At 65.5% G+C, this 23021-nt stretch carries 18 protein-coding genes; 8 read left to right on the plus strand and 10 right to left on the minus strand.

Annotated elements, in window-relative coordinates; translation table 11 throughout:
• Positions 1-3 precede the first annotated feature (3 nt).
• From N5C18_RS15575 to N5C18_RS15620, 10 genes are all read right to left on the minus strand, one after another.
• A complete protein-coding gene (locus N5C18_RS15575; protein WP_279945031.1) occupies positions 4-2745 on the minus strand; it encodes a type VI secretion system Vgr family protein in 2742 nt (913 codons plus the stop codon).
• A 119-nt stretch (positions 2746-2864) separates the two neighbouring features.
• The gene (locus N5C18_RS15580; protein WP_006465048.1) at positions 2865-3215 is read right to left on the minus strand and encodes a hypothetical protein; all 351 of its coding nucleotides are present in this window, start codon (positions 3213-3215) and stop codon (positions 2865-2867) included.
• Positions 3216-3238: 23 nt separating this feature from the next.
• Complete coding sequence (gene tssH / locus N5C18_RS15585; RefSeq protein ID WP_053450035.1) at positions 3239-5992, minus strand: type VI secretion system ATPase TssH; 2754 nt, start codon at positions 5990-5992, stop codon at positions 3239-3241.
• Positions 5993-6058: 66 nt separating this feature from the next.
• A complete protein-coding gene (gene tssG / locus N5C18_RS15590; protein WP_006465179.1) occupies positions 6059-7150 on the minus strand; it encodes a type VI secretion system baseplate subunit TssG in 1092 nt (363 codons plus the stop codon).
• The gene (tssF, locus tag N5C18_RS15595; protein WP_279945032.1) at positions 7114-8949 is read right to left on the minus strand and encodes a type VI secretion system baseplate subunit TssF; all 1836 of its coding nucleotides are present in this window, start codon (positions 8947-8949) and stop codon (positions 7114-7116) included. The genes tssG and tssF overlap by 37 nt, the downstream gene beginning before the upstream one ends.
• Entirely contained in the window at positions 8949-9437 is a 489-nt protein-coding gene (gene tssE / locus N5C18_RS15600) for a type VI secretion system baseplate subunit TssE (protein WP_006465264.1), read from the minus strand. Before tssE ends, tssF begins: the two co-directional genes overlap by 1 nt.
• A 126-nt stretch (positions 9438-9563) precedes the next feature.
• A complete protein-coding gene (locus tag N5C18_RS15605; protein ID WP_006465355.1) occupies positions 9564-10061 on the minus strand; it encodes a type VI secretion system tube protein Hcp in 498 nt (165 codons plus the stop codon).
• Positions 10062-10207: 146 nt separating this feature from the next.
• Positions 10208-11698, minus strand: a complete 1491-nt coding sequence (gene tssC / locus N5C18_RS15610; protein ID WP_006465400.1) for a type VI secretion system contractile sheath large subunit — start codon at positions 11696-11698, stop codon at positions 10208-10210.
• A 3-nt stretch (positions 11699-11701) separates the two neighbouring features.
• Positions 11702-12202 (minus strand): type VI secretion system contractile sheath small subunit, encoded by a 501-nt coding sequence (gene tssB, locus N5C18_RS15615; protein WP_006465402.1) that lies wholly within the window; start codon positions 12200-12202, stop codon positions 11702-11704.
• Positions 12203-12232: 30 nt separating this feature from the next.
• Positions 12233-12841 (minus strand): tetratricopeptide repeat protein, encoded by a 609-nt coding sequence (locus N5C18_RS15620; protein ID WP_232281380.1) that lies wholly within the window; start codon positions 12839-12841, stop codon positions 12233-12235.
• 253 nt (positions 12842-13094) lie between these two features.
• Here N5C18_RS15620 and tssJ point away from each other — a divergent pair, with 253 nt between their 5' ends.
• From tssJ to N5C18_RS15660, 8 genes are all read left to right on the plus strand, one after another.
• Positions 13095-13718, plus strand: coding sequence for a type VI secretion system lipoprotein TssJ (gene tssJ, locus N5C18_RS15625; RefSeq protein ID WP_279945033.1), 624 nt, complete (start codon positions 13095-13097; stop codon positions 13716-13718).
• A gap of 215 nt (positions 13719-13933) precedes the next feature.
• Complete coding sequence (tssK, locus tag N5C18_RS15630) at positions 13934-15268, plus strand: type VI secretion system baseplate subunit TssK (RefSeq protein ID WP_053511779.1); 1335 nt, start codon at positions 13934-13936, stop codon at positions 15266-15268.
• Complete coding sequence (gene icmH / locus N5C18_RS15635) at positions 15265-16059, plus strand: type IVB secretion system protein IcmH/DotU (RefSeq protein ID WP_345782065.1); 795 nt, start codon at positions 15265-15267, stop codon at positions 16057-16059. Before tssK ends, icmH begins: the two co-directional genes overlap by 4 nt.
• Positions 16060-16069: 10 nt before the next feature.
• Positions 16070-18988 (plus strand): type VI secretion system tip protein TssI/VgrG, encoded by a 2919-nt coding sequence (gene tssI, locus N5C18_RS15640; protein ID WP_279945035.1) that lies wholly within the window; start codon positions 16070-16072, stop codon positions 18986-18988.
• A 9-nt stretch (positions 18989-18997) separates the two neighbouring features.
• A complete protein-coding gene (locus tag N5C18_RS15645) occupies positions 18998-20794 on the plus strand; it encodes a peptidoglycan-binding protein (protein ID WP_053450041.1) in 1797 nt (598 codons plus the stop codon).
• Positions 20795-20796: 2 nt separating this feature from the next.
• A complete protein-coding gene (locus tag N5C18_RS15650) occupies positions 20797-21363 on the plus strand; it encodes a hypothetical protein (protein ID WP_053511731.1) in 567 nt (188 codons plus the stop codon).
• 362 nt (positions 21364-21725) lie between these two features.
• Positions 21726-22304: a hypothetical protein gene (locus N5C18_RS15655; RefSeq protein ID WP_154582928.1), complete on the plus strand. Its 579-nt coding sequence runs from the start codon at positions 21726-21728 to the stop codon at positions 22302-22304.
• On the plus strand, positions 22301-22978 hold the full coding sequence (locus N5C18_RS15660) for a hypothetical protein (protein WP_164242580.1): 678 nt from the start codon (positions 22301-22303) through the stop codon (positions 22976-22978). The genes N5C18_RS15655 and N5C18_RS15660 overlap by 4 nt, the downstream gene beginning before the upstream one ends.
• Positions 22979-23021: the final 43 nt, after the last annotated feature.

The following is a 23021-nucleotide window of genomic DNA, read 5'->3' on the forward strand; positions in this document are numbered from 1 at the left end:
CAGTCAGCCACCGAGCGGAACCAGGCCAGCGCCAGACTTTTCGGCGGCTCGCACTCGGAACTCACACGCCTTGTGTGTACCAGTCGGCATCTTCGCCTCCCCCCCCACACTCGCCGGCCCCACCCAATCCCGCTGGCTGGCCTTGAACTCCACCTTGCCCGGCGCGCCCAGCTCGATGTTGTCGCCCTCGATCCGGATATAGGCACCGGCCGCCGTCGCCAGCAGGTGCTTGCTCGGCGCCGACAGCTGCACGTCCGCTTCGGTACTGGCGATGCGTACCTTGGTCTTGGCCGCCACGATCATCTGGTTCTTGTGCGCACGCGCGCTCACCTTGCCCTGCGCGGCGTGCAGCGCGATGCCGCGCTCCTGGTTCGGGCTTTCACCGCTGGGCTGCACGCCGGCGGTGTACATCACCAGACCGCCGGCCACCGCCATCGTCAACGAGCCCTGCGTCATCCAGTTCAGTGCCACGCCGCTGGCCAGCGTGGTGTGGGTGCCGCTCACCCAGACCTGGTCGGCCGGGGTCAGGCTCAGCACGCCGGCCACGCCGCTGCCCAGCAGCACCGGTGCACTCCAGCCCGGTGCTTCACCTTCGCCACCGGCGATGCTGCCGGCGGCACTGCCGCTGTGGGTGGCGCGCAGCGTCTCCTGCAGCTCGGTCAGGGTGGTGTCCACCGGCAGTTCGTTCGGCTCGCCGGGCAGCTGCGCCTGCTGGTTGGCGGCCGATTCGGCCAGCTGCTGCAGCAGCTGCTGGCTTTCCTGCAGCTGGCTCAATGCCTGCGGCGCGGCCATCTGCGGCGTGCCCTGCTCGGTGGTCAGCAGCAGGCCCCGGCCGGCGCGCAGCGCGCCCTGTGCCTGGGTGGACAGCTCCACGCCGAAACCCCGCTCGCCTTCGCGCACATTGTCCTGGCCTCCCTTCAGATGCCCCAGGGTCAGCGTGGTCTCGTGCTGGGTAGTGGACAGCTGCGCACGGCCCTGCCCGGGCGTGTCGTCGAAGCGCAGCTGCTGGTAGCCGCCGGTGCCGCCCTGGCTGTCGGCCAGCGCCTGGCTCTTGAAGCCGGTGTACACCGCGGCGTGGTCGTTGCCCTCGAACCAGGCGGCGGCGTTGCCGGTGGCGGTGGCGCCCCCACCGTTGATCTGGTTGTGCTGTGCGTCCTGCTGGCCACGGCCGTTGTAGACCGCACCGACCACCACCGGGCGGTCGATATCGCCTTCCAGGAACGCCACCAGCACTTCCTGCCCACGCCGCGGCAGCACCACGCCGCCCCAGTTGTCGCCGGCCCACGGCGTCATCACCCGCACCCAGGTCCAGGCGCCCCCATTGGCCGGTGCGTTGTCATCGCCGCCGGGATGGGCCAGGCCGCTGCTGGCGTTGCCGCCGCGCTGCCACGGGAACTGCACCTTGATGCGATGGTCGCGGTCGGACAGCAGCGGGTCGCCATCGCTGACCACGATCGCGCTGAGCGTGCCGGTGATGGTCGGCCGCGGATGCAGGTGCGCGCCGTGGCCGTCCTCGGTCTGTGGCCGGTAGTTCACTTCGGCCGGGATGGCGACGAAGCGGTTGTCGTAGAACGCGGTGGACACCTCCCCCGGCGCCTGGCCGTAGGCCAGCCCGGACAGCGCGTCCGGCAGCGCCGGCACCGCCACGCTGGACGGACCCAGGGTCTGTTCCAGAGCGTCGAACACGTCGGCATCGAGGTTGTTGCGCGCCTGGTGCAGCACCGACAGGCACAGGAACTGTGCGTCCTCGCCGACCTGCGGGTGCTGCGACAGGCCGAAGCGCGCACCGGGCGCCAGTGCGCGCCATTGGCCGGCGCCGTCGATGGTATGGGCGCGCACGCGCAGCGCGTCCAGATGCTGCTGCGCGCGGCGCTGGCCGCGTGCGTTGTCCTGCCAGCCATAGGGGCCGCAGGTATCACGGTCGACAATGCCCAGGTCGTTGCCCTGCCCGGCCTCGGCGCTGGCCTGGCGACGCTCCAGGGTGCGGTAGTCCCAGGTCGTACGTTCGACCTTGCCCGGCCGCCAGCGGTGCGCGGTGGACCACTGCTGCACGCTGTCGCTGCGCTCGCTCTCGTCGCGGCGATGGAAGCGCACGCGGCCCAACTCCGCGGCGTCGTTGCTGTGGTCGGCCAGCACCAGGGTGTGCGTGCCGAAGTCCGCGCCGCCGGGCTCGCCGGCATGCTCGAACCAGTAATAAATGCCCTCCTCGGCCAGCAGGCGCTGGACGAAGGCCAGGTCGCTTTCCTGGTACTGCGTGGTCAGGCTGCGCCGCGCGTACTGGCTGGCGTCACCCAGCGACCAGCGCCAGGCCGGTGCCAGCCCGCTGTAGTCGGCGAACAGGTCTTCGACGATCTCGACCACGGTCTTGTCGTGGAAGACGTAGCTGTCCACCCGCTGCGACAGGAACGCCAGCCACGGCTGCAGGCGCAGCCGATAGCGCGCCAGGCCGCCATTGCTGCCCAGCCGCTCGGCGGCGGTGATGCGACCGTGCAACGGGCGCAGGCTGCCGTCGGCCTGCTGCAGCTGCAGCAGCGCGCCCTGCCCGATCAGCGGCGCCAGTGACAGGCCGGCATCCAGCGACAGGGCGGTGATCGTCCACTGGAAACCCATGCCGTCGATCTGCTCGACGCCATCGAGGGTTTCGGCCACCAGCACATCGCTCCCCAGCGACGTGTGCAGCCGCAGGAAGCGCTGGGCGTGCGAAGGGCCGGCCAGCGCGGCCCGCAGGTTGTTTACCAGATCCATGGTGCTTCCCCTACTTCCCGTGCCTCAAGGTGGTCTGCATGCGGCATGCGCATCGGTGTACTCCGCGTCCCGCGCCCGCGCGGCCTGCGTCCCGACCGGGGCGCAGGCACGCACGGCCATCAGGCAGCCTGGACGATCTCTTCCAGCTGCAGGCGCACGCCCTCGCTGATCTTCAGGCGGTAATCGCGGCCGCCGGCGGTGATCTGCAGTTCGCGTACGTTGCTCACCAGCTGCGGCTTGCCAACCACCGGGGCATCCATGTGGATGCGCCACGAACCGCGGCTGATCTGCGCGGCGACGTTGCGGGCATCCTGGCGGGCGGCGGGCACGGCCGTGTCCAGCAGCTCGATCACATGCTCCGGGCGCAGCCGGTTCCAGGCACGCACGCGGTCCAGTTCACGGCCCAGCCCCAGTTCCAGGCTGTCGCAGTGGTTGAGGGCCGCTTCGCGGTCAAATCCATAGAATTCCATCAGCGTTCTCCTTCTGCTCAGTGTCATGACACTTTGTATTTGAAGTCACCCTTCTTGCCGGCGGTGACCTTGATGGCGTTGATCCGGTTTCCTTCGGCCATTGCCGCCAGCACGCTCTCGGCGATTTCCGGCAGCAGGGTTCCATTGAGGATGTGGTCAACGTTGCGCGCACCCGAGTCCACTTCGGTGCAACGTGCAAGCACGGCCTCCACCAGGCTGTCGTCCCAGCTGAAGGTGGCCTTGTGATTGGCGATGACGCGGTCGCGGATGCGGCCGAGCTTGAGCGTGATGATCTGCGCCAGCACGTCATCGTTGATGGGGTAATACGGCACCACCTTCAGGCGACCGAGGAAGGCCGGCTTGAAGGTGCGCATCAGTACCGGGCGCAGCGCGTCGGACAATGCCTCCGCGCCGGGGATCTCTTCGGCCGGCTTGTTCAGGCAGGCCTGCATGATCTGCGAGGAACCGATGTTGGAGGTAAGGATGATGAGGGTGTTGCGGAAGTCGATCTCACGGCCTTCGGCATCATCCATCATGCCCTTGTCGAACACCTGGAAGAACATTTCCAGCACGTCCGGATGGGCCTTCTCGACTTCATCCAGCAGCACCACGCTGTACGGGTTGCGGCGCACCGCCTCGGTCAGCACGCCACCCTCTCCGTAGCCCACGTAACCCGGCGGCGAGCCCTTCAGGCCGGACACGCTGTGCGCTTCCTGGTACTCGCTCATGTTGATGGTGACCAGCTTGCGCTCGCCACCATACAGGATGTCGGCCAGGGCCAGCGCGGTCTCGGTCTTGCCGACACCGGACGGACCGACGAACATGAACACGCCACGCGGCTTGTTCGGGTCTTCCAGCTTGGCAGTCGCGGTGCGCACGCGCTGGGCGATCGCATCCAGTGCATGGTCCTGGCCGATGACGCGCTCGACCAACAGATTGCCGAGCGTACGCACGGTGCGGATTTCATCCTTGACCATGCGACCCAGCGGCACGCCGGTCCAGGCCGAGACTATTTCGGCCACCACGGTGCCGTCGACCTGCAACGGCACCATTGGGGTTTCGCCCTGCAGCTCACGCAGTTCGGCCTGCAACCGCGCCAGCTCGGCATGCTGCGGCGAGAGCTCGGCCTTGGCCTTGCCGCGCTTGGCAGCCGGCTTGGCCACGGCAACATCGCCTTCGTTGTCGTCATTGGACGGCTCGGGATCGCCCGATGCAGCCTCGCCCTGCTCCATCTGCTGGCGCAGTACGGCGATGCGGCCGGCCAGGTCACGTTCGCGGCCCAGGCGCTCTTCGTTGCTGGCCAGCACGGCCTGCGCTTCGGCCTGTTGTGCATGCAGTTCGGCCAGGCGTTCGCCGTGCTGGTCGCTGCCACCGGCCGTCTCGCGCTGAAGTGCGGAAATCTCCGCCTGCAGCCGGTCCAGATGCTTGCGAGTGTCTTCGATGATCGCCGGAGTGGCGCTCTGCCCCAGCGCGACCTTCGCACACGCGGTGTCGAGCACGCTGACTGCCTTGTCCGGCAGCTGGCGGCCGCTGATGTAGCGGTGCGACAGGCGCACTGCTTCGGTCACCGCCTCATCCAGCACGCGGATGTTGAAGTGCGCCTCCATCAGCCCGACCATGCCGCGCAGCATCGCCGCAGCCAGCGCCTCGCTCGGTTCCTCGACCTTCACCACCTGGAAGCGGCGCGCCAGCGCGGCGTCCTTCTCGAAGTACTTCTTGTACTCGCCCCAGGTGGTGGCGGCGATGGTGCGCAGCTCGCCGCGAGCCAGTGCCGGCTTCAGCAGGTTGGCTGCATCGTTCTGGCCGGCGGTACCGCCGGCACCGATCATGGTGTGCGCTTCGTCGATGAACAGGATGATCGGATGCGGGCTCTTCTTGACCTCGTCGATCACGTTCTTCAGGCGGTTCTCGAATTCGCCCTTGACGCTGGCGCCAGCCTGCAGCAGGCCCATGTCCAAGGTGTGCAGCTCCACCCCCTGCAGCACGTCCGGCACGTCCTTGTCGGCGATGCGGCGGGCCAGCCCCTCGACCACGGCGGTCTTGCCGACGCCGGCCTCGCCGGTAAGGATCGGATTGTTCTGGCGACGGCGCATCAGGATGTCGATCACCTGGCGGATCTCGCCATCGCGGCCGATCACCGGGTCGATTTTTCCATCGCGCGCCCGCTGGGTCAGGTTGGTGGTGAACTGGTCCAGGGCCGGCGTCTTGGACAGGCCGCCCTTGGCCTCGCCCGGCACCGCTCCCTCGTCCTCACCCGCTTCACCGCCGGCCGAGGCATCAGCGAAGCGCACGGTCTGCACCGCTTCCTGCGAGCCCTCGGTGAGCTTGGCGAAGTCGTGCTTGAGCTCGTCGCGCTTGAAGCGCACGAAGAGCTTGGAGCCCCGGTAAGCCAGCTGCGCCAGGTCGGGTTCGGTCAGCAGGGCCAGCAGCAGATGGCCGCTGCGGATACGGGTGGTTTCCGAGTCAAGCGAGGCGATCAGCCAGGCATGCTCGAACAGCTTGGGAATGTGCTGGGAGAACACCGGAGTGCGGCTGTTGCCGGTCTTGAACTGGCTGATCTCGTCGTTGAGATCGCGTTCCAGCGACTCGGGCAGGATGCCGCTGCGCCGTGCGATCAACACGAAATCGCTCTGCGGCTGTTCCAGCAGGGCCAGGAACAGGTGTTCCAGGTCCACCTCGTAGTTGCCGCGTGCCATGCACAGGTTCGCCGCCCGTTCGGCGGCCTGCCGGCAGGTGTCGTCCAGTTTGCTGATCAGGGTCTTGAGGTTGATGCTCATGCGGAAACGCGCACTCCTTGCTGGAACCGTTCGGGGGCCGATGGCGCGGACGCCATCGGCGCAGTGTCATTGCAATGTGTGGATGCCATAGGTGGTGTCCTCACGCGAGGTATCCTGCGGCCGGGTGCACAGGTAGCTGTCCCAGCCCAGGCGGACGCTCCCTGCGCTACCGAGTGCGCTGCCCTGTACATCCTCGGCCCGCAGCACCAGGCGAACTTCATACTCAAGAATGCCGCCGGTCAGCAGCGACAGCCATTTGGACAGCGCTTCGGCGGCACTGCCACCCGGCAGGAACGCATCGAACTGGTCGCGGCGCAGCGGCCCGATGCGCAGGCGCAGGCGCAGGTCGCGCTGCCACACCCGGTCTCCGGCCAGCGCACTGGCACCGAGCACCGCGTTGGCCTGGCCCAGGCGGGTCGCCTGACCCGGCGGCACCCGGTACCACGCGCCCACGAACTGCTCCAGGTGCAGCGGCACCTGGAAATAGTCCGACAGCACGCGCTGCATCAGCGCCGCCGAGACCGGTCGTTGCCGCACCGCGCCGGCGTAATAGGCCACCGCCTGGTCAAAGATCTCGCCGTCGCCCTCGTGCAGGCGGTCGCGCAGCTCGCTCATGCCCATGCCCAGCAACGACAGCACCAGCGGCAGGAAGCGCTCACGGCGATCCAGCTCGTACTGCAGCGCCAGGCGATGTTTCTTCCAGGCGGCGTAATGCAGTGACACCGCACGGGTGGAGAAGATGTCCAGGAACGCCCGTGCGGTCCGGTCGCGTTGGTAGAGCTCGCGCAGCTGCAGGGTTTCGGTGTAGTGCAGGGGCAATGCACCGGCCGTCCCCAGCAAGCCCATGAACTGAGGCGTCAGGTGGACCTCGGCGAGTTCCTCACCATGCAGCGCCTGTTCCACGGCCTCGCGGTCCAACAGCCGCTCACCCTTGAGCGAATACACCTCGCCCTCGGCCGACAACTCGGTGGCCGGAAACCCCAGCGACAGCGAGTTGCGGAAGCGCACGCGCATCGGCACCGCCTGGCCGGGCTTGACGCCCTGGCGCTGGAATACCTGCTCAAGCAGGCGCACCGCCTGGAAGAACTCGAAGCGGTGTGGTTCGGCCAGCAACTGCTGGGCTACGCCAGGATCGATTCGCCGCTGCGCGCTGGGCATCGGACGATCTCCTCTCCGCTGTCGCCGGATACCAGCACCAGTCGGGTAAAGCTGTTGGCATGCACGTAGAGTGCAAAGAAGTGGTCCATCACCTGGGCGAAAGCGGCCACGCCGGTTCCCACGAAATGGGCCTCGTTGATGGTCAAGCGGATTTCCAGGCCACGCACCACCGAGGCGAACTGGCGGCCGTGCATCCAGGTGGTCACCGGCGTCTGCTGCAGCTCGAGGATGCCGTCGATCTGGCGGGCCGACACATTGCTGCCGGACAGGTCATACAGGCGCAGCATCTCCTTCAGTGCCGGAAGCCCGCTGGCAGTGAGCGACAGCTGGTTCAACGACAGGTGCGAGATCAGGCGCCACTGTGCGTTGCGGCCGTGGCGGAATCGCAGCGGCTTGGTCGGCTTGCGCAGCAGGCTGATCGCCTTGGCCGGGCTGCCGCCCTCGATGGTCAGGTCGCCTCCGGCCACGCCGAACGCCAGCTGGTTGGGCAGGTCGCGATTGCTGCAGGTCAGCTCCAGGCTGACCGTATCGGTCTGCGGCAGTACCGGATTGAACGACAGGTCGACGAAGCTGATCTCGGTTTCGAAACCCGGGCTCTGCCGCGCGATGTCTTCGTCCCGCCGCGCCACCCAGTACTGGCCGGTGCGCTCGGGGTCTTCGCCATGATGCAGCGAATAGAACGGCCGGAATGCCTGGATCAGCTCGCCATGCGGCGTCTGCCGGATGCGGTGCACCGAGTCGATTGAATGCACTTCATAGGCGAACGCGCGGCGTGCATCCGCCAGCACCGGGTAGTTCACCGTACGATGGGTGACACGGATCGGCTCGCCGCTGGTGCGGAACAGATTGACGATGGGCGTGCAGCCAAGTCGCACGTTGTGCGCGCCCAGCTCCTCCAGCACCATCGCGTTGCCCCGGTCCTGGCCCTGGGCGTGCAGTACCAGGTGAAGGGTGAAGCGTCGGCTGGCACCCTCCGTCACCGACGGCAGGTGCAGGTCGACAAAGCCGAATTTCTCGGGATAGGCGAACAGTTCGGTCAACAGCCGATAGGCCGGGTGCGAGCGCGCCGGAAAGTCGATCAGGGCCTCATCGTCGGCGAATCCGACCGGGCTCAACGGCACGCTGTCCAGGCGCCGCCAGCGTCCGTCGCCATCGGATTCGACGTAGGCCGCCTTGACGCCAAGCATCAGGGCATCGCGCAGCGCAGCCCGTACCGAGGGCTCGCCATCGAGGAACAGGCGCAGGCGATCGGTGCCCAGCTGGTGAAAACCCAGCTGATCGGACAGCAGCTGGAAGCCCATCGAGATCTGGCCACCGGTTCCGGCCGGCAGGGTCGTCGCCATTGGCGCATCGGCGACGCTGCGATACACCACCTGCTGCACGCCGACCGGCGCCAGCACCACATCGTAGGCCGTACGGAAATCGCAGGGCACGCCCCGGACCGGACGGCTCTGGACGGCGGTTCCACGCGGCACGCGTACCGGCGCGCTCAGTTTGGAGGCCACCCCTTCGGTATCGAAATGGGCGATCGAGCAGGAGGGGAACGGCCGCAGATAGTGCGGATAGAGCACATCCAGCAGTGCGTCGGTGAACTCGGGATAGTCGTCCTCGATGCGCTTGGATACGCGCGCACTGAGCAGCGCGAAGGCCTCGATCAGGCGCTCGACATGCGGGTCCTGGCTGCCCTCGGCGGAGAGCTGCAGGCGACCGGCGATCTTCGGGTAGCGCTCGGCGAACTCGCGCCCGTAACGGCGGAGGTAGCCCAGCTCGCGCTCGTAGTAAGGCAGCAGGTCCTGCATCAGGCGGCCTGCGTGCGACGTGCGCGGGTGACCTGGTACTGCAGGGTCGAGGGTTGCAGCATCGCATCGAAGCTGACCGGCTCGCGCGCAGGCTCCAGGTCGAGCAGCGCATGGATGGTGAAATGCAGCCCGCCGGCAAACTGGTTGCCCGCATCCAGATGGACGTTGACGTTGCGCAGGCGGCGCTCATGGCGCGCCACGGCCTGCTCCAGCGAGCGGCAGATGGCAGCACGATCGTAGGCGTTGGCCAGGCTCATCGCGGAGAAGTCCGCCAACCCGTAGGTCAGCAGCGATTGCCGGCAATTGGGGAATTCCTTCATGTCGCCTTCCTGGAACGCGGCGCGCGAGTTCAACAGCCCCTCCAGGTCGCGGGCGATGGATTCCTTGTACTGCTCCAGCGAGACGGACTTGAAGACCGGCCCGGCGCCCGTCTGCTTGGGGGCGTCGTCGAACAGTTTTTCCAGCAGGCTGGGTTCGAGTCCCTTCATTGGTCGATCCACTCAGGTTCGGCATCCGTGCGGGCGGCAGCGGTGCATCAAAGGCAAGGCCGTTCCTGGCCTTGCCCGGCGATCAGACTGCGATGGCGCACGAGGCGCCATCGCAGCGACACAGCATCACACGGTGTAGTTCGGGATGTTCTTGGTTGCACTCCACTGCGCGACGGTCTTGCCACCAACTCCGCCTTCCGGCTTCTGCTGCTGGTAAGTCCACTTGATGGCGCCGAAGCTCAACTGAACAACTTCCTGGGGCATGCCTTCCTTGTCCACCGTGGTGGTGACGCGGTGGACCAGCACGTTCAGCAGCTCGACCGTGTAGTAATTGATCGCGTTGCCGTCCTTGTCGGCGCGCATGAACTGGATCTGCGCCTTCGGGAAGGTGGTGCCGTTGGAGGCGGCCTGGTTGAGGGCCGTGGAGGCGAGGTCGATCGACTTGGTGATTTCGATCGGGGACAGGTTCACGCGGGCTGCGGTGGTGCCGCCGGAGGTCGACGCGGTGGCCGAACGCGGCTGCAACAGGTCCTGCGAGAACGACTGGATTTCGATCCAGTCCTTGTGCTTGTCGTCGTGCGACTCGCCCTTGATGGTGTCAATCGAGAGGAAAGCGTGCTGCATATCTGGTCTCCTAAATTCCGTTCTTCCGTGAGATTTGATGTGCCAGGCGCGGGCCTGGCGGTTAAGGGGGGCTACGCCCTCTTGAAATAAGCGTCACTGCAATCCGGGGAGCGGACTCCCCTGGACGCTTCAGTTGAAGCAAATCGTTACGACTTTTTCGCGGACGCCGGCAGTTCGGCGACCAGACGCAACGAAACAGACAGCTCATCGAGCTGGAAATGCGGCCTGATGAAGGCCACCGCGCGGTAGACACCGGGCTTGCCCGGCACCTCCGAAACCTGCACAGAGGCTTCACGCAGCGGGAACTGCGCCTTGGCTTCCTGCGACGCGTTGTCGTCCAGCAGTACGTACTGGGCAATCCAACGGTTCAGGAATTCCTCGACGTTGCCCGCCGAAGCGAAGCTGCCGATCTTCTCGCGCATCATCGCCTTGAGGTAATGGGCGATGCGCGAGACCGCGAAGATGTACTGCAGCTGTGCAGACAGGATCGCGTTGGCATTGGCCGAATCGGTGTTGTACTTCTTCGGCTTCTGTGCCGACTGTGCGCCGAAGAACGCGGCGTAGTCGGTATTCTTGCAGTGCACCAGCGGCATGAAGCCGAGGTCACTGAGTTCTTTTTCACGACGATCGGTGATCGCCACTTCGGTCGGGCACTTCAGCGCCACTTCGCCATCGTCGGTGCGGAAGGTATGGGTCGGCAGGTCTTCGACCAGGCCACCGCCCTCCACGCCGCGGATGGCCGCGCACCAGCCGAAGCTCTCGAACGCCTGGGTCAGGCGCGCGCCCATCGCGTAGGCGGTGTTGCACCACAGAAACTTGCTGTGGTCGGCCGCTTCGATCTCTTCGACGAAGTTGAACCCCTCGACCGTGGTGCCGTCCTTCGGGTTGTACGGCAGGCGGCCGAGGAAGCGCGGCATGGTCAGGCCCACGTAGCGGCTGTCCTCGCTCTCGCGGAACGACTTCCACTTGGCGTACTCGACGGTGTCGAACACCTTGGCCAGGTCACGCGGCTTGCCCAGGTCGGTGAACGTTTCCAGGCCGAACATGCCTTCGCCGGCCGCGGAAATGAACGGCGCATGCGCCGCTGCGGCCACGTGCGACATCTGCTCGATGAAGTACATGTCCTCCGGCTGGCGGCCCAGGAAGTAGTCACCGATCAGCGCGCCGAACGGTGCACCGCCGAACGTGCCGAATTCCTCCTCGTAGACCTTCTTGAACAGCGCGCTCTGGTCGAAGTCGATGGCCGACTTGAAGTCCTTGACCAGGTCCTTCTGCGGCGAATTGAAGACCTTGATCTTCATGTTCGGGCCAGTGGAGGTCTGCTGGCACAGGTAATGCAGGCCCCGCCAGCTGCCTTCCAGCTTCTGGAAGGGCTCGGCGTGCATGACCGCGCTGAGCTGCTCGGAAATGATCCGGTCGATCTCGGCGATGCGTGCGTCAAGGGTCAGGTTGAGGTTGTCGGAGACCACCACGGTACCGTCGAGGACTTCCTTCGCCAGGGCGGCGATGATGTCCTTGGCGCGATCATGCTCGGTCTTGGACTTGGCGACCTTGCTCTTCTCGACGATCTGGTCGAGCAGGCCCGCCTCTTCGGTTTCGACGGCCTGGGCGGCCAACTGGCTGGCTTCAGCTGACATGGGTCAGTCCTCCTTGGTCACGCCGAGCTTCTTCAGCTGCTCGGTGTTGTTGAGCACATCGGTCAGCAGGTCTTCCAGCTTCTCGTTGCCAGCCAGCTTGTTGCGAAGATCAGCCAGCTTGGTACGGGACTCGAGCAACCGGCGCAACGGCTCGATCTGCTCCACCACCGATTCGGGGCGGAAATCCTCGATCGAATTGAACTTCAGCTCGACGCCGAACTCGCCACCTTCGTCGCTGATCCTGTTCGGCACGCGATACACCGCGCGCGGCGCGATGCCTTCCATCACTTCATCGAAGTTGTCCAGATCGACGTTGACGAACTTGCGATCCTTCACCTTCGGCAGCGGCTGCTCCGGGTTGCCACTGAAATCGCCCATCACGCCTACCACGAACGGCAGTTCCTTCTGCTCGATCGCGTCACCCTTCTCCACATCGTAGGTGAGCTGGACGCGCGGCGGGCGGATCTTCTGCAGCCGCTTCTGGATGCTTTCCTTCTTGGCCATGAGTGTCTCCTGACTGGGGCCGGTTCCGGATCAGTTGCCGATGTTCTGGAACGGATCGGAGGTGTTCGAGCGGGCAGCGGGCTTGGCCGGCTGCGTGGCGGCGGGCTGCGCGTTGGCGGCCGGAGCGACGGCACGACCTGCGCGGGCGCGGCTGCGCGGCTTGGGCTTGGGCGTCGGATCGAGAATGGCATCACCCATGGTGTTGCGCAGGGTGGTGGCCAGCGTCTGTGCTTCCTTGCGTGCGGTGTCCGACGCCAGTGCACCACGCCCCTGCAGGCGGGTGAGCGACTGGTTGGCAACGCGGAAACCGGCAACGGTGATCACGCCATCGGCCACCAGATCGTTGGGATCGCGCTGAAGCACCTCTTCCGCCGCGACGATCGCGCGGGCGTACTGGCCCTGATCGAACTGCAGCTGTGCGATGCGCACCCACGGCTCCTTGCGCGTCGGGTCGGCCTTGGCCGCCACTTCGAACGCGCTGATTGCGGCATCGGCACCGCCAGCGGTGACCTGCGCCTCCGCGTTGCTCAGCGTGGTTTCGAACGGCACGACCTCGGCCTTCTTCGGTGCCGATGCGCAGGCCGCCAGGCCCGAGAACATCATCAGCGCGAACATCGGCCGGTAAACAGCCTTCCCCATTGCCTTCACTTCCATAGTGATCCCTCGTCGAAATTAGTTCCTAAAGGAAGCCGAATCTCCGCCGATACAACACACGGGATTCCTGCCCCTGTCGGCGGCAGTGTACATTCGCGAATACGCGCCGGTATAGTGAATTTCGTCAAGAATATGGCGAATCCGGTAGACACACTCTTCACATCCCGATGTGATATTCGCGAGCAAAAACGCATATACGCGCACCTTTTACCCCGCACTCCGAGCCCGCCGACTGCACATGAATGCGCAACTTTTCCGATTCCGCCGCGTGATCTCCGTCACGATTTTCTCCCTGATTATGTCCGGCTCCCTGGCAGGCTGCGCCAGCGACAGCAAGTTGGGTAAAGCGATGGACAAGACCCTGCAGGCGGTCGGCATCCGTGAGGAAAAGCCCCAGTCGCCCCCGACCGTCCCGCTTCGCCTGTACGCCGGCAGCAACCTCAATGCCGGCAATGACAAGCGGGCCACTGCCGCGGTGGTCAAGATCTACCACCTGCGCAGCCTGCAGCGCTTCGAACAGGCCCCCTTCAACGCCTTCCTGGACCAGGCCGGCGAGCAGGCGGCCCTGGGTGCGGACCTGCTGTCGGTCAACGAAGTCGTACTGACCCCCGGCGCCCGGCAGGAATTGTCCGAGCAGTTGAGTGAAGGAAGTGCAGTGCTTGGCGTGGTCGCCCTGTTCCGCGCCCCGGCCGAGAATCGCTGGCGGCTCGCATTCGACACCAAGGGCAAGACACTGCCGCAGGACGGGGTCACCATCGGCGTCCATGCCTGTGCGCTGACCAGTGACAGCAAAGCCTTGTTGACGCGCATTTCCGGAGATCCGGGCAGTCTTGCATCAATCCGTTGTGCAGGCGCGAAATAGCATCGCGCCGGAATTCTGGCACCCAAATTCGTCGATGCGATAGTATCGCCGGTGCAAGGTTTGCCCCGATTCGCTGAATGTGCGAAGTGATTCACATTTTCACATTACTGGATGGGGATTTTTGTCGCAGCGGAGCGCGACGATAATGGAACCGGCCCACCAGGGCGATTTTTTCGAGCTATTTCCAAGGATTGAACGTGGCTTATGTAAGCAGGATGTCGAAGGTACTCTGGGGTGAAGGGCTGTTCCTGCGCCCCCAGCATTTCCAGCGTCAGGACGCCTATCACGAAGCGCGGCTGCAGGACCTTTCGCAGACGCTGCATCCCTACGCCTGGGGTGCGCGTCGCGTGCGTTTCGATCCCCATGCGCTGTCGGGCGGCACGCTGCGCCCACTCGACCTGTCGGCCGTGTTCCCCGACGGCGAGACCTACGACGCGCCGGCCCATGACAGCCTGCCCGATGCGGTGTCGCTGCAGGATCTGCCGCCGGGCGTGCAGTCCACCGTGGTCTACCTGGCATTGCCACTGCTGCGCGATGACGGCGCCAACTGCGCCGATGCCGAGGGCACCGCGCTGGCCCGCTACCGCCAGGCCAATCGTGACACCCAGGACCTGTTCACCGATGCGGTGGAAGCCGAACTTGCGTTCCTCAGCAAGGCGGTGAAGCTGCTGACCGATGATCAGCCGCGCGATGCCTACGCCACCGTGCCGGTGGCGCGCGTGCGGCGCACCTCCAGCGGCGGCTTCGAGCTGGATGACGAGTTCATCCCGCCGTGCGCGCAGCTGCAGGCCTCGCCGTTCCTGCACCGCGAACTGCGCGCGGTGCTCGACGCGCTGCAGGCCAAGGTGGACGCACTGTATGGCCTGCATCGGCAGACCTCGCAGAACATCATCGAGTTCCGCTCCGGCGATATCGCCTCGTTCTGGCTGCTGCACACCATCAACAGTTCGTTCAGTTCGCTGGCGCATCTGCTGCATCATCCGCAGCTGCATCCCGAGCGCCTGCACCAGGAACTGCTGCGCATGGCCGGCGCACTGCTCACCTTCTCCAATGCCTACCAGCTGGGCGACCTGCCGGTGTATCGCCACGATCAGCCGGAAGCCTCGTTCCGCAAGCTGCTGGAGATCGTGCGCGCACTGCTGGATACGGTGATTTCCACGCGCTACTTCAAGATCGCGCTGAACGAGATCAAGCCGTCCTACCACCTGGGCCGGCTGGACTCGCAGCGCATCGATGGCAACGCCTCGTTCTACCTGTCGGTGTCGGCGTCGCTGCCGGCACAGGAACTGATCCAGAGCGTGCCAGTGCGATTCAAGGTCGGCGCTCCGGATGACGTGGAGAAGTGCGTGCTGTCTGCGTTGCCGGGCGTGAAGCTGGCCCATGCCGCACAGGTGCCGGCAGCGATTCCGGTGCGCCCTGGCAGCCACTACTTCGAACTGGACGCGCGCGGCGCGCTGTATGAGCGCATGCTCAAGGCGCAGTCGGTGATGATCTACGTGCCGGCCGGCATTGCCGAGCTGAAGATGGAACTTGTGGCGGTGACCTCATGATGAATTCCCCCCTGCCCCCGACCCCGGGCCCGATGCCGTCGCTGACCGCCAACGGCGCGATGGCCAATCCCACGCCGCAGGCCGCCAACCCGCAGAGCCTGCAGGACCTGATGTCCGACGGTTTCTACCTGCTGTTGCTGCTCAAGCGCGGGCAGCTGCCGCATGATGCGGAGAGCTTCGTGCAGATGGTGCAGAAGTTCCTCGATGGCGTGGAGCGCAATGCGATGCGCCTGGGCGTGGCGTCCGAGGATGTCTACGCTGCCAAGTACGCATTCTGTGCTGCCGTGGACGAGGCGATCCTGTCACAGCCCTCGCCGTTGCACGAGACCTGGGAACGCAACCCTCTGCAGCTGCGCCTGTTCGGTGAGCACCTGGCCGGCGAGCATTTCTTCGACCGCCTGGAAGAGCTGCGCCGACAGGGCGCCGCGCGCCTGCCCTCGCTGGAGGTCTACCACTACTGCCTGCTGATGGGCTTCGAAGGCAAGTACCGGCTGGAAGGCACCGAGAAGCTGGGCTACCTGACCGCCCGCCTGGGCGATGAGATCGTCTACCTGAAGGGCAAACGCCACGGTTTCGCACCTCACGCGCTGCCGCCGGACAATGTTCGCCACAGCCTGCGCCGCGTGGTGCCGTTGTGGCTGCCGGCGGTGGTGGTCGGCTGTTTTGGCATCTTCGCCTTCTTCGGCATGCGCACCTATCTTGGCCATGAGACGCGCCAGCAGCTGGCGGCCTACAACGACGTGGTGCAGATGCCCGAGCGCACTGCCCACATCACGATCACCCTGCCATGAGCCTGATGATATGGACATCCCAAGCTCCGCACTGCTCGCATCCCTTGCTTCGCTGTCCCATCGCGAACGCCTGATCCAGCTGAAGGGGCCCGAGGAAGGCCTGGTCGTCGAACGCTTCGAAGGCACCGAGTCGGTGTGCGGCGACAACCGCCTTCAGATCGACTGCCTGGCCACCGACGCCTTCCTGGAACTGGAATCCTGGCTGGAGCAGCCGCTGACCCTGCAGCTGCGCCAGGCCGACGGCTCGCTGCGGCAGTGGCATGGCCTGTGCACCGAGGCCGCGCAGCTGGGCAGCGATGGCGGCCTGGCCCGCTACCGCCTGATCCTTGAACCCTGGACGGCGCTGCTGCGGCTGCGCCGCAATGCGGTGATCTTCCAGGACCAGGACACCCGCGCCATCTGCGAGCAGATCTTCACCGACTACCCGCAGGCGGTGTTCCGCTTCGACGTGCAGGCCGAACTGCCGGTCCGTGCGATCACCACCCAGTACCGCGAGACCGACTGGGCCTTCGTCACCCGCCTGCTGGCCGAAGCCGGCCTGGCCTGGCGCATCGAGCAGGCACAGGGCGATGAGGCCGCGCACACGCTGGTGGTGTTCGAGCCGGGGGCCGAGCTGCCTGACCGCGGCACGTTGCGCTTCCATCGCGCCGACATGGCCGAGGCGCGCGATGGCATCACCGCCTTCGCCGAGCGCCAGCAGCTGGTGCCCAACGCCAGCACCGTGGCCAGCTGGCACAGCGAGCAGGTCGGTGCCGTGGCCGCGCAGTCCAGTGCCGACGCTGGCAGCCTGCCGGCGCTGGAGGTCTATGTGCAGCCGCGCGCCGGCCGTTTCGCGCAGTCCGGCTGGGCCGATGCCGAAGCGCAGGCGCGGCTGGATGCGCTGCGCGTCGGCCAAGTACTCTACAGCGGCAGCGGCAGCGAGCGCCGGCTGGCCGCCGGCAGCACCTTCAGCCTGGCCCAGCATCCGCAGCACGAAGGCCAGGCCTTCCAGCTGCTGGCGGTGCAGCACGTGGCCCTGAACAACCTGGACCAGGGCATCGCCGACCTGCTGGGCAGCCCGGCACTGGAACGCGGTGCCTACCGCAACAGCTTCATCGCCACCGGCAGTGGCGTGCCGCTGCGCGCCCTGCCGCAGGACCGCCCCACCCTGCACGGCCCGCAGACCGCGCGCGTGGTCGGCATCGCCAACGCGGCGGTGACCCCCAACCGCGAGCACCAGGTGCGCATCCAGTTCGGCTGGCAGCGCGGCAGCACGCCCAACCCCGGCGGCCTGACCGACACCGGCAGCGCCCAGCCCGGCCATGCCCCCGGCGACCACACCAGCGGCAGCTGGGTGGCCGTGGCCGAATGGGTGGCCGGCCCCAACTGGGGCACCAGCTTCCTGCCCCGCGTGGGCAGCGAGGTGCTGGTGGAATTCCTGCACGGCGACATCGACCAGCCGCGCATCACCGGCCAGCTGTACAACGGCGAGGTCGCCCCGCCCTTCGGCGGTGGCATCGACGAGAACGCGCGCCATCCCGGCGTGCTCAGCGGCCTGCATACCCAGGCCCACGACGGCAGCGGCACCCAGCAGTGGCTGATGGATGACACCCCCGGCCAGCTGCGCACCCGCCTGCACAGCTCGCTGGCCGACAGCCGGCTGGAACTGGGCTACCTGATCGCCCATCAGGACACCGCCCGCGGCGCGCTGCGCGGCGAAGGTTTCGAGCTGGCCACCCAGGGCTGGGGCAACGTGCATGCCAGCGAAGGCCTGCTGCTGTCGGCCAGCCTGCAGGAGCGCGCCGCATCCACGGTGATGGACAACGCCAGCGTGGTGGCGCAGCTCAAAGGCGCCGAACGCAGCCTGGAACAGATGCAGCAGACCCTGGCCGAGCAGCAGGTGCCGGGCCTGGCCGAGTACCAGCGCACCCAGCAGCTGCGCGAGCAGATCGACCCGAAGGCGCAGGGCCGCTACACCGGCGACGTGAACGGGCAGAGCGCGATGAAGCCCGGCAGCGACGGCCGCAGCCCTGGCGAGCAGCCGGTGGAACGGCTGGGCACGCCGTTGCTGGTGGCCGAAGCGCCGCACCACGTGGCCTGGACCACCGCGGCCAGCGCCGTGGCCTATGCCGGGCAGAACCTGCAGATGACCGTGCAGCAGGACCTGCACGTCAGCGCCGGCGAGACCCTCGCCACCGTGTCCGGCGAGCATGTTTCGCTGTTCGCGCAGAGTGGCCCGCTGCGGGTGATCGCCGCGCAGGGGCCGGTCAGCCTGCAGGCCAACGATGGCGAGCTGGAGCTGCTGAGCGAGCAGGCGCTGACCATCACCGCCACCGACGAGCGCATCGACGTGCTGGCGCAGACCAAGGTGGTGCTGCAGGCCGGCAGCAGTGCGATCACGCTGGAGGGCGGCAACATCACCTTCAGCTGCCCCGGCGAGTTCAAGGTCAAGGCGGGCGAGCATCCGTTCATGGGGGCCGATACCAACCCCGCCATTCCCGAGCACCTTCCGCGAGGCACGCAGCTGGTACCGCAGCAGTTCGGGCTGCGCCTGGTCGAGCAGTTCGGGCTGCAAGGACTGGCCGGCAAACCCTACACACTGGACATCGGCGGGCAACGCTTCGAAGGCGAGCTGGGCTCCGATGGCAGCCTGATGCATGAGATGCCCGAAGGCGCGAAGCAGGCCAAGCTGAAGGTGTTTCCGTTCGGCGCCGACAACCACCCCTGGGAATGGACACTCGATCTTGCCGCACAGAAGCAGACGGACGAGCACACCGGGTTGCAGTCGCGCCTGAAGAACCTTGGATTCTACGATGGCGCGGTCGACGGCGACTTCGGCCAGCTCAGCCGCATGGCCATGCAGCGCTTCCACCAGGCACGTGAGCTGGTTGGGCTCAATACACCCAGCCTTCCCGGCGTCACCTCGCTGGGCAAAGACCACGACATCTAGGACGGATGCATGATCTACGGCAATCACAACCTCCGACGAGGCGACCACGATGGCACGCCTGCGAACAACAGGCCGCCTCGCTGGGGTGGCGTCGACAACCCGCCCCCGCCCACGCCTGCGAACGCACAGACACCGCAGAACCAGGGCGGCGCGACGCTGGCGATCCCGCAGCACGTACGCCAGCTCCAGCAGGACCTGCGTACGCTGGGCTTCATGTTCGTCGGCACACCTGATGGCGGATTCGGCCGCGGCACCGAGTGGGCGGTACGAGAGTTCCAGATCTATGCCAGCATGGCCAATGCCGCCCAACTGAACCAGGGACGGCTGCACGGCTGGCAACCCCAGGCAGGCTTGACCGCACCGGAAGTGATGGCACTGGGACTGCGCCCCAATTCCAATCCACCGGAAAGCTATCACGTCGCCTCGCTGGACCGGGTCGCCAACGGATCGCGCTACACCGGCCCGATCAGCGGCGTGATGAACGCCAATACGCGCACAGCGATGGAACACTGGTTGCGCAACAACTATCGTTGCCCGGTGGTCATCGAGGCATGGCAGGTTGCCACCGGCAACAACCAGCGCACTACGCCGTATACCAACGGCGTCAACATCTGGAACTTCGACGAGATCACGCAGGGCACCGTGCGCAATGCCTCCAACCGGGTGGTCGCGCGCGTCCGGATGTTCAGCAGGGACTTCACCGGACACTACACGCTTCCCAACGGTCGCCGTGATGATCAGTACCAGTCGCTGGGCAGCTACGCGCGGTTCATGACCTATGGCGGCCCGATGAGCGAAGTGCCCAACCATACGTGGGCCGAAGCGGAAATGACGCCGGAACGCTTGATCGGTCCAGCGACCACCACGGCAATCCTGGCCGCCACACCGAACGGCGCCGCAGCGTCCACCTATCGTGTTGTGCGTGCCACGGCCGAGCAGGAATGCATGGGCATGTTCGACAGCATCAATGCCTACGATGACGCTCTGGTCTCTCTCGGCCCGTGCCATTGGACCATGGGCCTGATGCCTGCCGGCGGCTATGACAATGGCGAGCTGCCTGGCTTCCTGGCCTACTTCCTGCATCGCAATCAAGCCGACTACCAGCGCTATCTCGGGAATCTGGGTCTTTATCCGGCGACGGCCTGGGCAGGCGTCAACACAGGGCCGCTCTGGGACCGTACGGGCCGGAAGTACGTGGGCTGGATCCGCCATCACGACGAACAGACGCAACCTGCACAGGCGGCCACCGGTCTGGCGCAGCTGCCCATGGTCGACCGGGCGACCCTGGAAGCAAACTATTTCAAGACCTGGCACTGGTTCTATCGCTTGGCCATGATCGGTCGCACCTGCGCGAACTTCCAGCAGGCGATGTGGGATATGGTGCGCTTCCGTATCCGCGATATCCGTTCAGCCCCTATCACGGTCAATGTGGGTGCCGTTCATATCAACGGCACGCTGGGCGATATCTACACATCGGAGAAATCCGTCGCGATCCTGCTTCGGTGGCATATCTTCCGTCCGGGCCACGTGACCGGCGCCCGCGTCAGGGATTCGTTGACCCGTGCCATCAACGGCCATGCACAGTTGAATTGGTCGACGGCACCGGCGCAATGGACCAACGCACACGAGCAGGCGATCACCGCGCAGTTGCTCACTGACGCACTTTCCGTCAACGACACGCAGGATCGCCTCGCCAACTGGCCGACCTATGCCGGGCGCAACGGCCGCAACTACACCCTCAACAATGAGTTGGGCGCCTTGCGCGATGGCCGCGGCTCCTTCCATTTCGATACCACGGGAATATGACGATGCCTTACGTCCTTCGCGCCGCGCCGCTGCTGGCCGGTCTTTGCCTGGCTACCTCCTGCGCGGCCAAGCAGCCTGTCGCCGATGTACTGGACCGCGCCTGCGCCGCAGTGTCCATTGACGATCGGATCGAACTGCTGCCGCTGGAAGGAAAGCACGTCAGCGCCTGCCCGCCCGGCGATGATGAAGGCTGCCCCTACAGCGGTCAGCAGGGAAAAACGTCGTTGAGCGACACACCGGATCTGAACAAGGATGGCCGGAAGGACGCCATCCTGACCTACTTCGGCAGCAGTTACGGCGACATCGACGTGACCGACAAGCTGGTCCTGGCCCAATGCAAGGACGGAACCTACATCCGTCTTCTGGAAGGAAAGTTCACGACATTGTCAGCACCTGCCATGCCCCATGCCGTGTGGCCTGAACTGGAAGCGACGCGGAATTGCCCGCAGGGCCACGGTGGTGCAGTCCGTACCGAGAAGATCCGGCTGACCTTCGATAGCAAGGCAGCACAGTATCGTGGACCTGCAGGCCTGAATCTGGCCGCGGCCTGCCAGGCTCAAGGCGATTGACCGAAGTACGCTGCGTGCTCACGGCACGCAGCGGGAAGCGGGACAGTATCCACGCCAGAGAACAAAGAACCTGGTGAGAGCGTTGGATCTACCTGCCCTTCCCCCAGCAAGAAGCTCACCACCGCTTCCGGCATTACGGCGACAGCAAATTCTCCTGATCCTCAAGCGCACTTACTAGTCGCCTCGGGCGTGTCGACCTATGAGATGACGCCAATCACCATCAACGGTCGCAGGCTGTCTACTGCCGAAGTGGACGCTGATGACGGAAACGCCCCCCGCATCGGGCCACTGCAACTGGTAATGGGAGTCTGACGCAGACAGCATCAGTTCCGATCAGCTACAACCGCTCTTATGGGCACATCATGTCTTATTCGCACACCATGAAGCAGTTATCAAACAGGCTTACAGCACTGGTAGCCCTCTCCTGCTTTTGGGCTCCCGCTTGCTCATCAATGCCAAAGGACAACGAACTCAGTGTGCGCTCCCCAAGAGGAATTACAGTCACAGCTGATGGTCCGATTGCACGCAACTATCCGCAGACCAAGTGCCTTGACTTCCGGCGAAAGCACAAGAGCATCGGGTTTCTCTGTTTCTCCTCCAGCGAGCAGTTCATCACTGATTTCGGCATTGCAGCAACAGCGTCTCCTGATGCTCAGAGGCACTTGCAGGTAACCTCAGGCATGTCTACCTATGAACTGAAGCCGATCATCATCAACGGCCGCACGCTGTTTACTGCCGAAGTGGATTGTGACGACCGGGACGCGCCCCTGTATCGAGCCACCTCAACGTGTCATGTGGCATTCATGCCCGTGGCCAATGCCCACTTCTTCTATAGCAATTTCATTCTCAGCAATGAAGCGACTTCCACATCGGGGGTCGATGAGCGGACGGTCATGGACATCTGGAAAAGCCTGGCCAGTGCCAGTGGCGGGCATGGATGAGCACTGACGCAAGACGCATTCGCAGACCCGGTCAATGTCTCTTGATCGCTTTCATGCTGACCATGGGCGGATGTGGCGGGTCGGCCCCCAAAGCGACGTTCGAGACCTCTCCTGCACTATCCGACGCGGATCTGAAAGGTCTTTACCCGGGCACGCTGCTGAGGCAGGTGGTGTTCGAGGACATCGACGGCGCGGGCCTGCTGCTGATTTCGCGTAGCGAACAGACATCGCCGGCGCAGGGAGACAAGGAACCATTGGATCAGATCACGCTGCGTGCAGAGCTGTTCCGGCGTCCTGGCCTGGCGGCGCCCTGGACGTCACGCTGGATCCAGGAAGATCCGGTCCAATGCGAAGGCCTGGACCTAGAGGCGGGCTATTTCCTGGACCAGGTGACGGCCACCGACCTGGATCACGATGGCCGTGCCGAGCTGACCCTGGCCAGCCACAGCTTCTGTGGCGGAGGGGTAGACCCGCAGCAGCTGCGCATCGGCCTTCGCCAGGGCGAGCAGTATTACGAAGTACGTGGTGAATCGCTGGTGCAGGTGGAAGGCGATGAACCCTTCGGCGGCGACCGGCAGGACGATCCTGCGCTGGCATCGGCTGCGCCGGCGCTGCGCGCGCACGTGGACAAGGTGTGGGAAGCGATCAAGCGCGGCCAGCCCGGCCCGCCGTGAACGCCGCGCCCCTGATCCAACGCATGCCGTCGCCATGGGCACG

This window comes from Stenotrophomonas sp. GD03930 (genome assembly GCF_029839665.1).
GTDB classification, from domain to species: domain Bacteria; phylum Pseudomonadota; class Gammaproteobacteria; order Xanthomonadales; family Xanthomonadaceae; genus Stenotrophomonas; species Stenotrophomonas forensis.

What these genes read in the sequence shown, in the direction of transcription:
- N5C18_RS15575 (WP_279945031.1), bottom strand. Translation starts at nt 2,745, where the DNA reads ATGGATCTGGTAAACAACCTGCGGGCCGCGCTGGCCGGCCCTTCGCAC.
- N5C18_RS15580 (WP_006465048.1), bottom strand. Translation starts at nt 3,215, where the DNA reads ATGGAATTCTATGGATTTGACCGCGAAGCGGCCCTCAACCACTGCGAC.
- tssH (WP_053450035.1), bottom strand. Translation starts at nt 5,992, where the DNA reads ATGAGCATCAACCTCAAGACCCTGATCAGCAAACTGGACGACACCTGC.
- tssG (WP_006465179.1), bottom strand. Translation starts at nt 7,150, where the DNA reads ATGCCCAGCGCGCAGCGGCGAATCGATCCTGGCGTAGCCCAGCAGTTG.
- tssF (WP_279945032.1), bottom strand. Translation starts at nt 8,949, where the DNA reads ATGCAGGACCTGCTGCCTTACTACGAGCGCGAGCTGGGCTACCTCCGC.
- tssE (WP_006465264.1), bottom strand. Translation starts at nt 9,437, where the DNA reads ATGAAGGGACTCGAACCCAGCCTGCTGGAAAAACTGTTCGACGACGCC.
- N5C18_RS15605 (WP_006465355.1), bottom strand. Translation starts at nt 10,061, where the DNA reads ATGCAGCACGCTTTCCTCTCGATTGACACCATCAAGGGCGAGTCGCAC.
- tssC (WP_006465400.1), bottom strand. Translation starts at nt 11,698, where the DNA reads ATGTCAGCTGAAGCCAGCCAGTTGGCCGCCCAGGCCGTCGAAACCGAA.
- tssB (WP_006465402.1), bottom strand. Translation starts at nt 12,202, where the DNA reads ATGGCCAAGAAGGAAAGCATCCAGAAGCGGCTGCAGAAGATCCGCCCG.
- N5C18_RS15620 (WP_232281380.1), bottom strand. Translation starts at nt 12,841, where the DNA reads ATGGGGAAGGCTGTTTACCGGCCGATGTTCGCGCTGATGATGTTCTCG.
- tssJ (WP_279945033.1), top strand. Translation starts at nt 13,095, where the DNA reads ATGAATGCGCAACTTTTCCGATTCCGCCGCGTGATCTCCGTCACGATT.
- tssK (WP_053511779.1), top strand. Translation starts at nt 13,934, where the DNA reads ATGTCGAAGGTACTCTGGGGTGAAGGGCTGTTCCTGCGCCCCCAGCAT.
- icmH (WP_345782065.1), top strand. Translation starts at nt 15,265, where the DNA reads ATGATGAATTCCCCCCTGCCCCCGACCCCGGGCCCGATGCCGTCGCTG.
- tssI (WP_279945035.1), top strand. Translation starts at nt 16,070, where the DNA reads ATGGACATCCCAAGCTCCGCACTGCTCGCATCCCTTGCTTCGCTGTCC.
- N5C18_RS15645 (WP_053450041.1), top strand. Translation starts at nt 18,998, where the DNA reads ATGATCTACGGCAATCACAACCTCCGACGAGGCGACCACGATGGCACG.
- N5C18_RS15650 (WP_053511731.1), top strand. Translation starts at nt 20,797, where the DNA reads ATGCCTTACGTCCTTCGCGCCGCGCCGCTGCTGGCCGGTCTTTGCCTG.
- N5C18_RS15655 (WP_154582928.1), top strand. Translation starts at nt 21,726, where the DNA reads ATGTCTTATTCGCACACCATGAAGCAGTTATCAAACAGGCTTACAGCA.
- N5C18_RS15660 (WP_164242580.1), top strand. Translation starts at nt 22,301, where the DNA reads ATGAGCACTGACGCAAGACGCATTCGCAGACCCGGTCAATGTCTCTTG.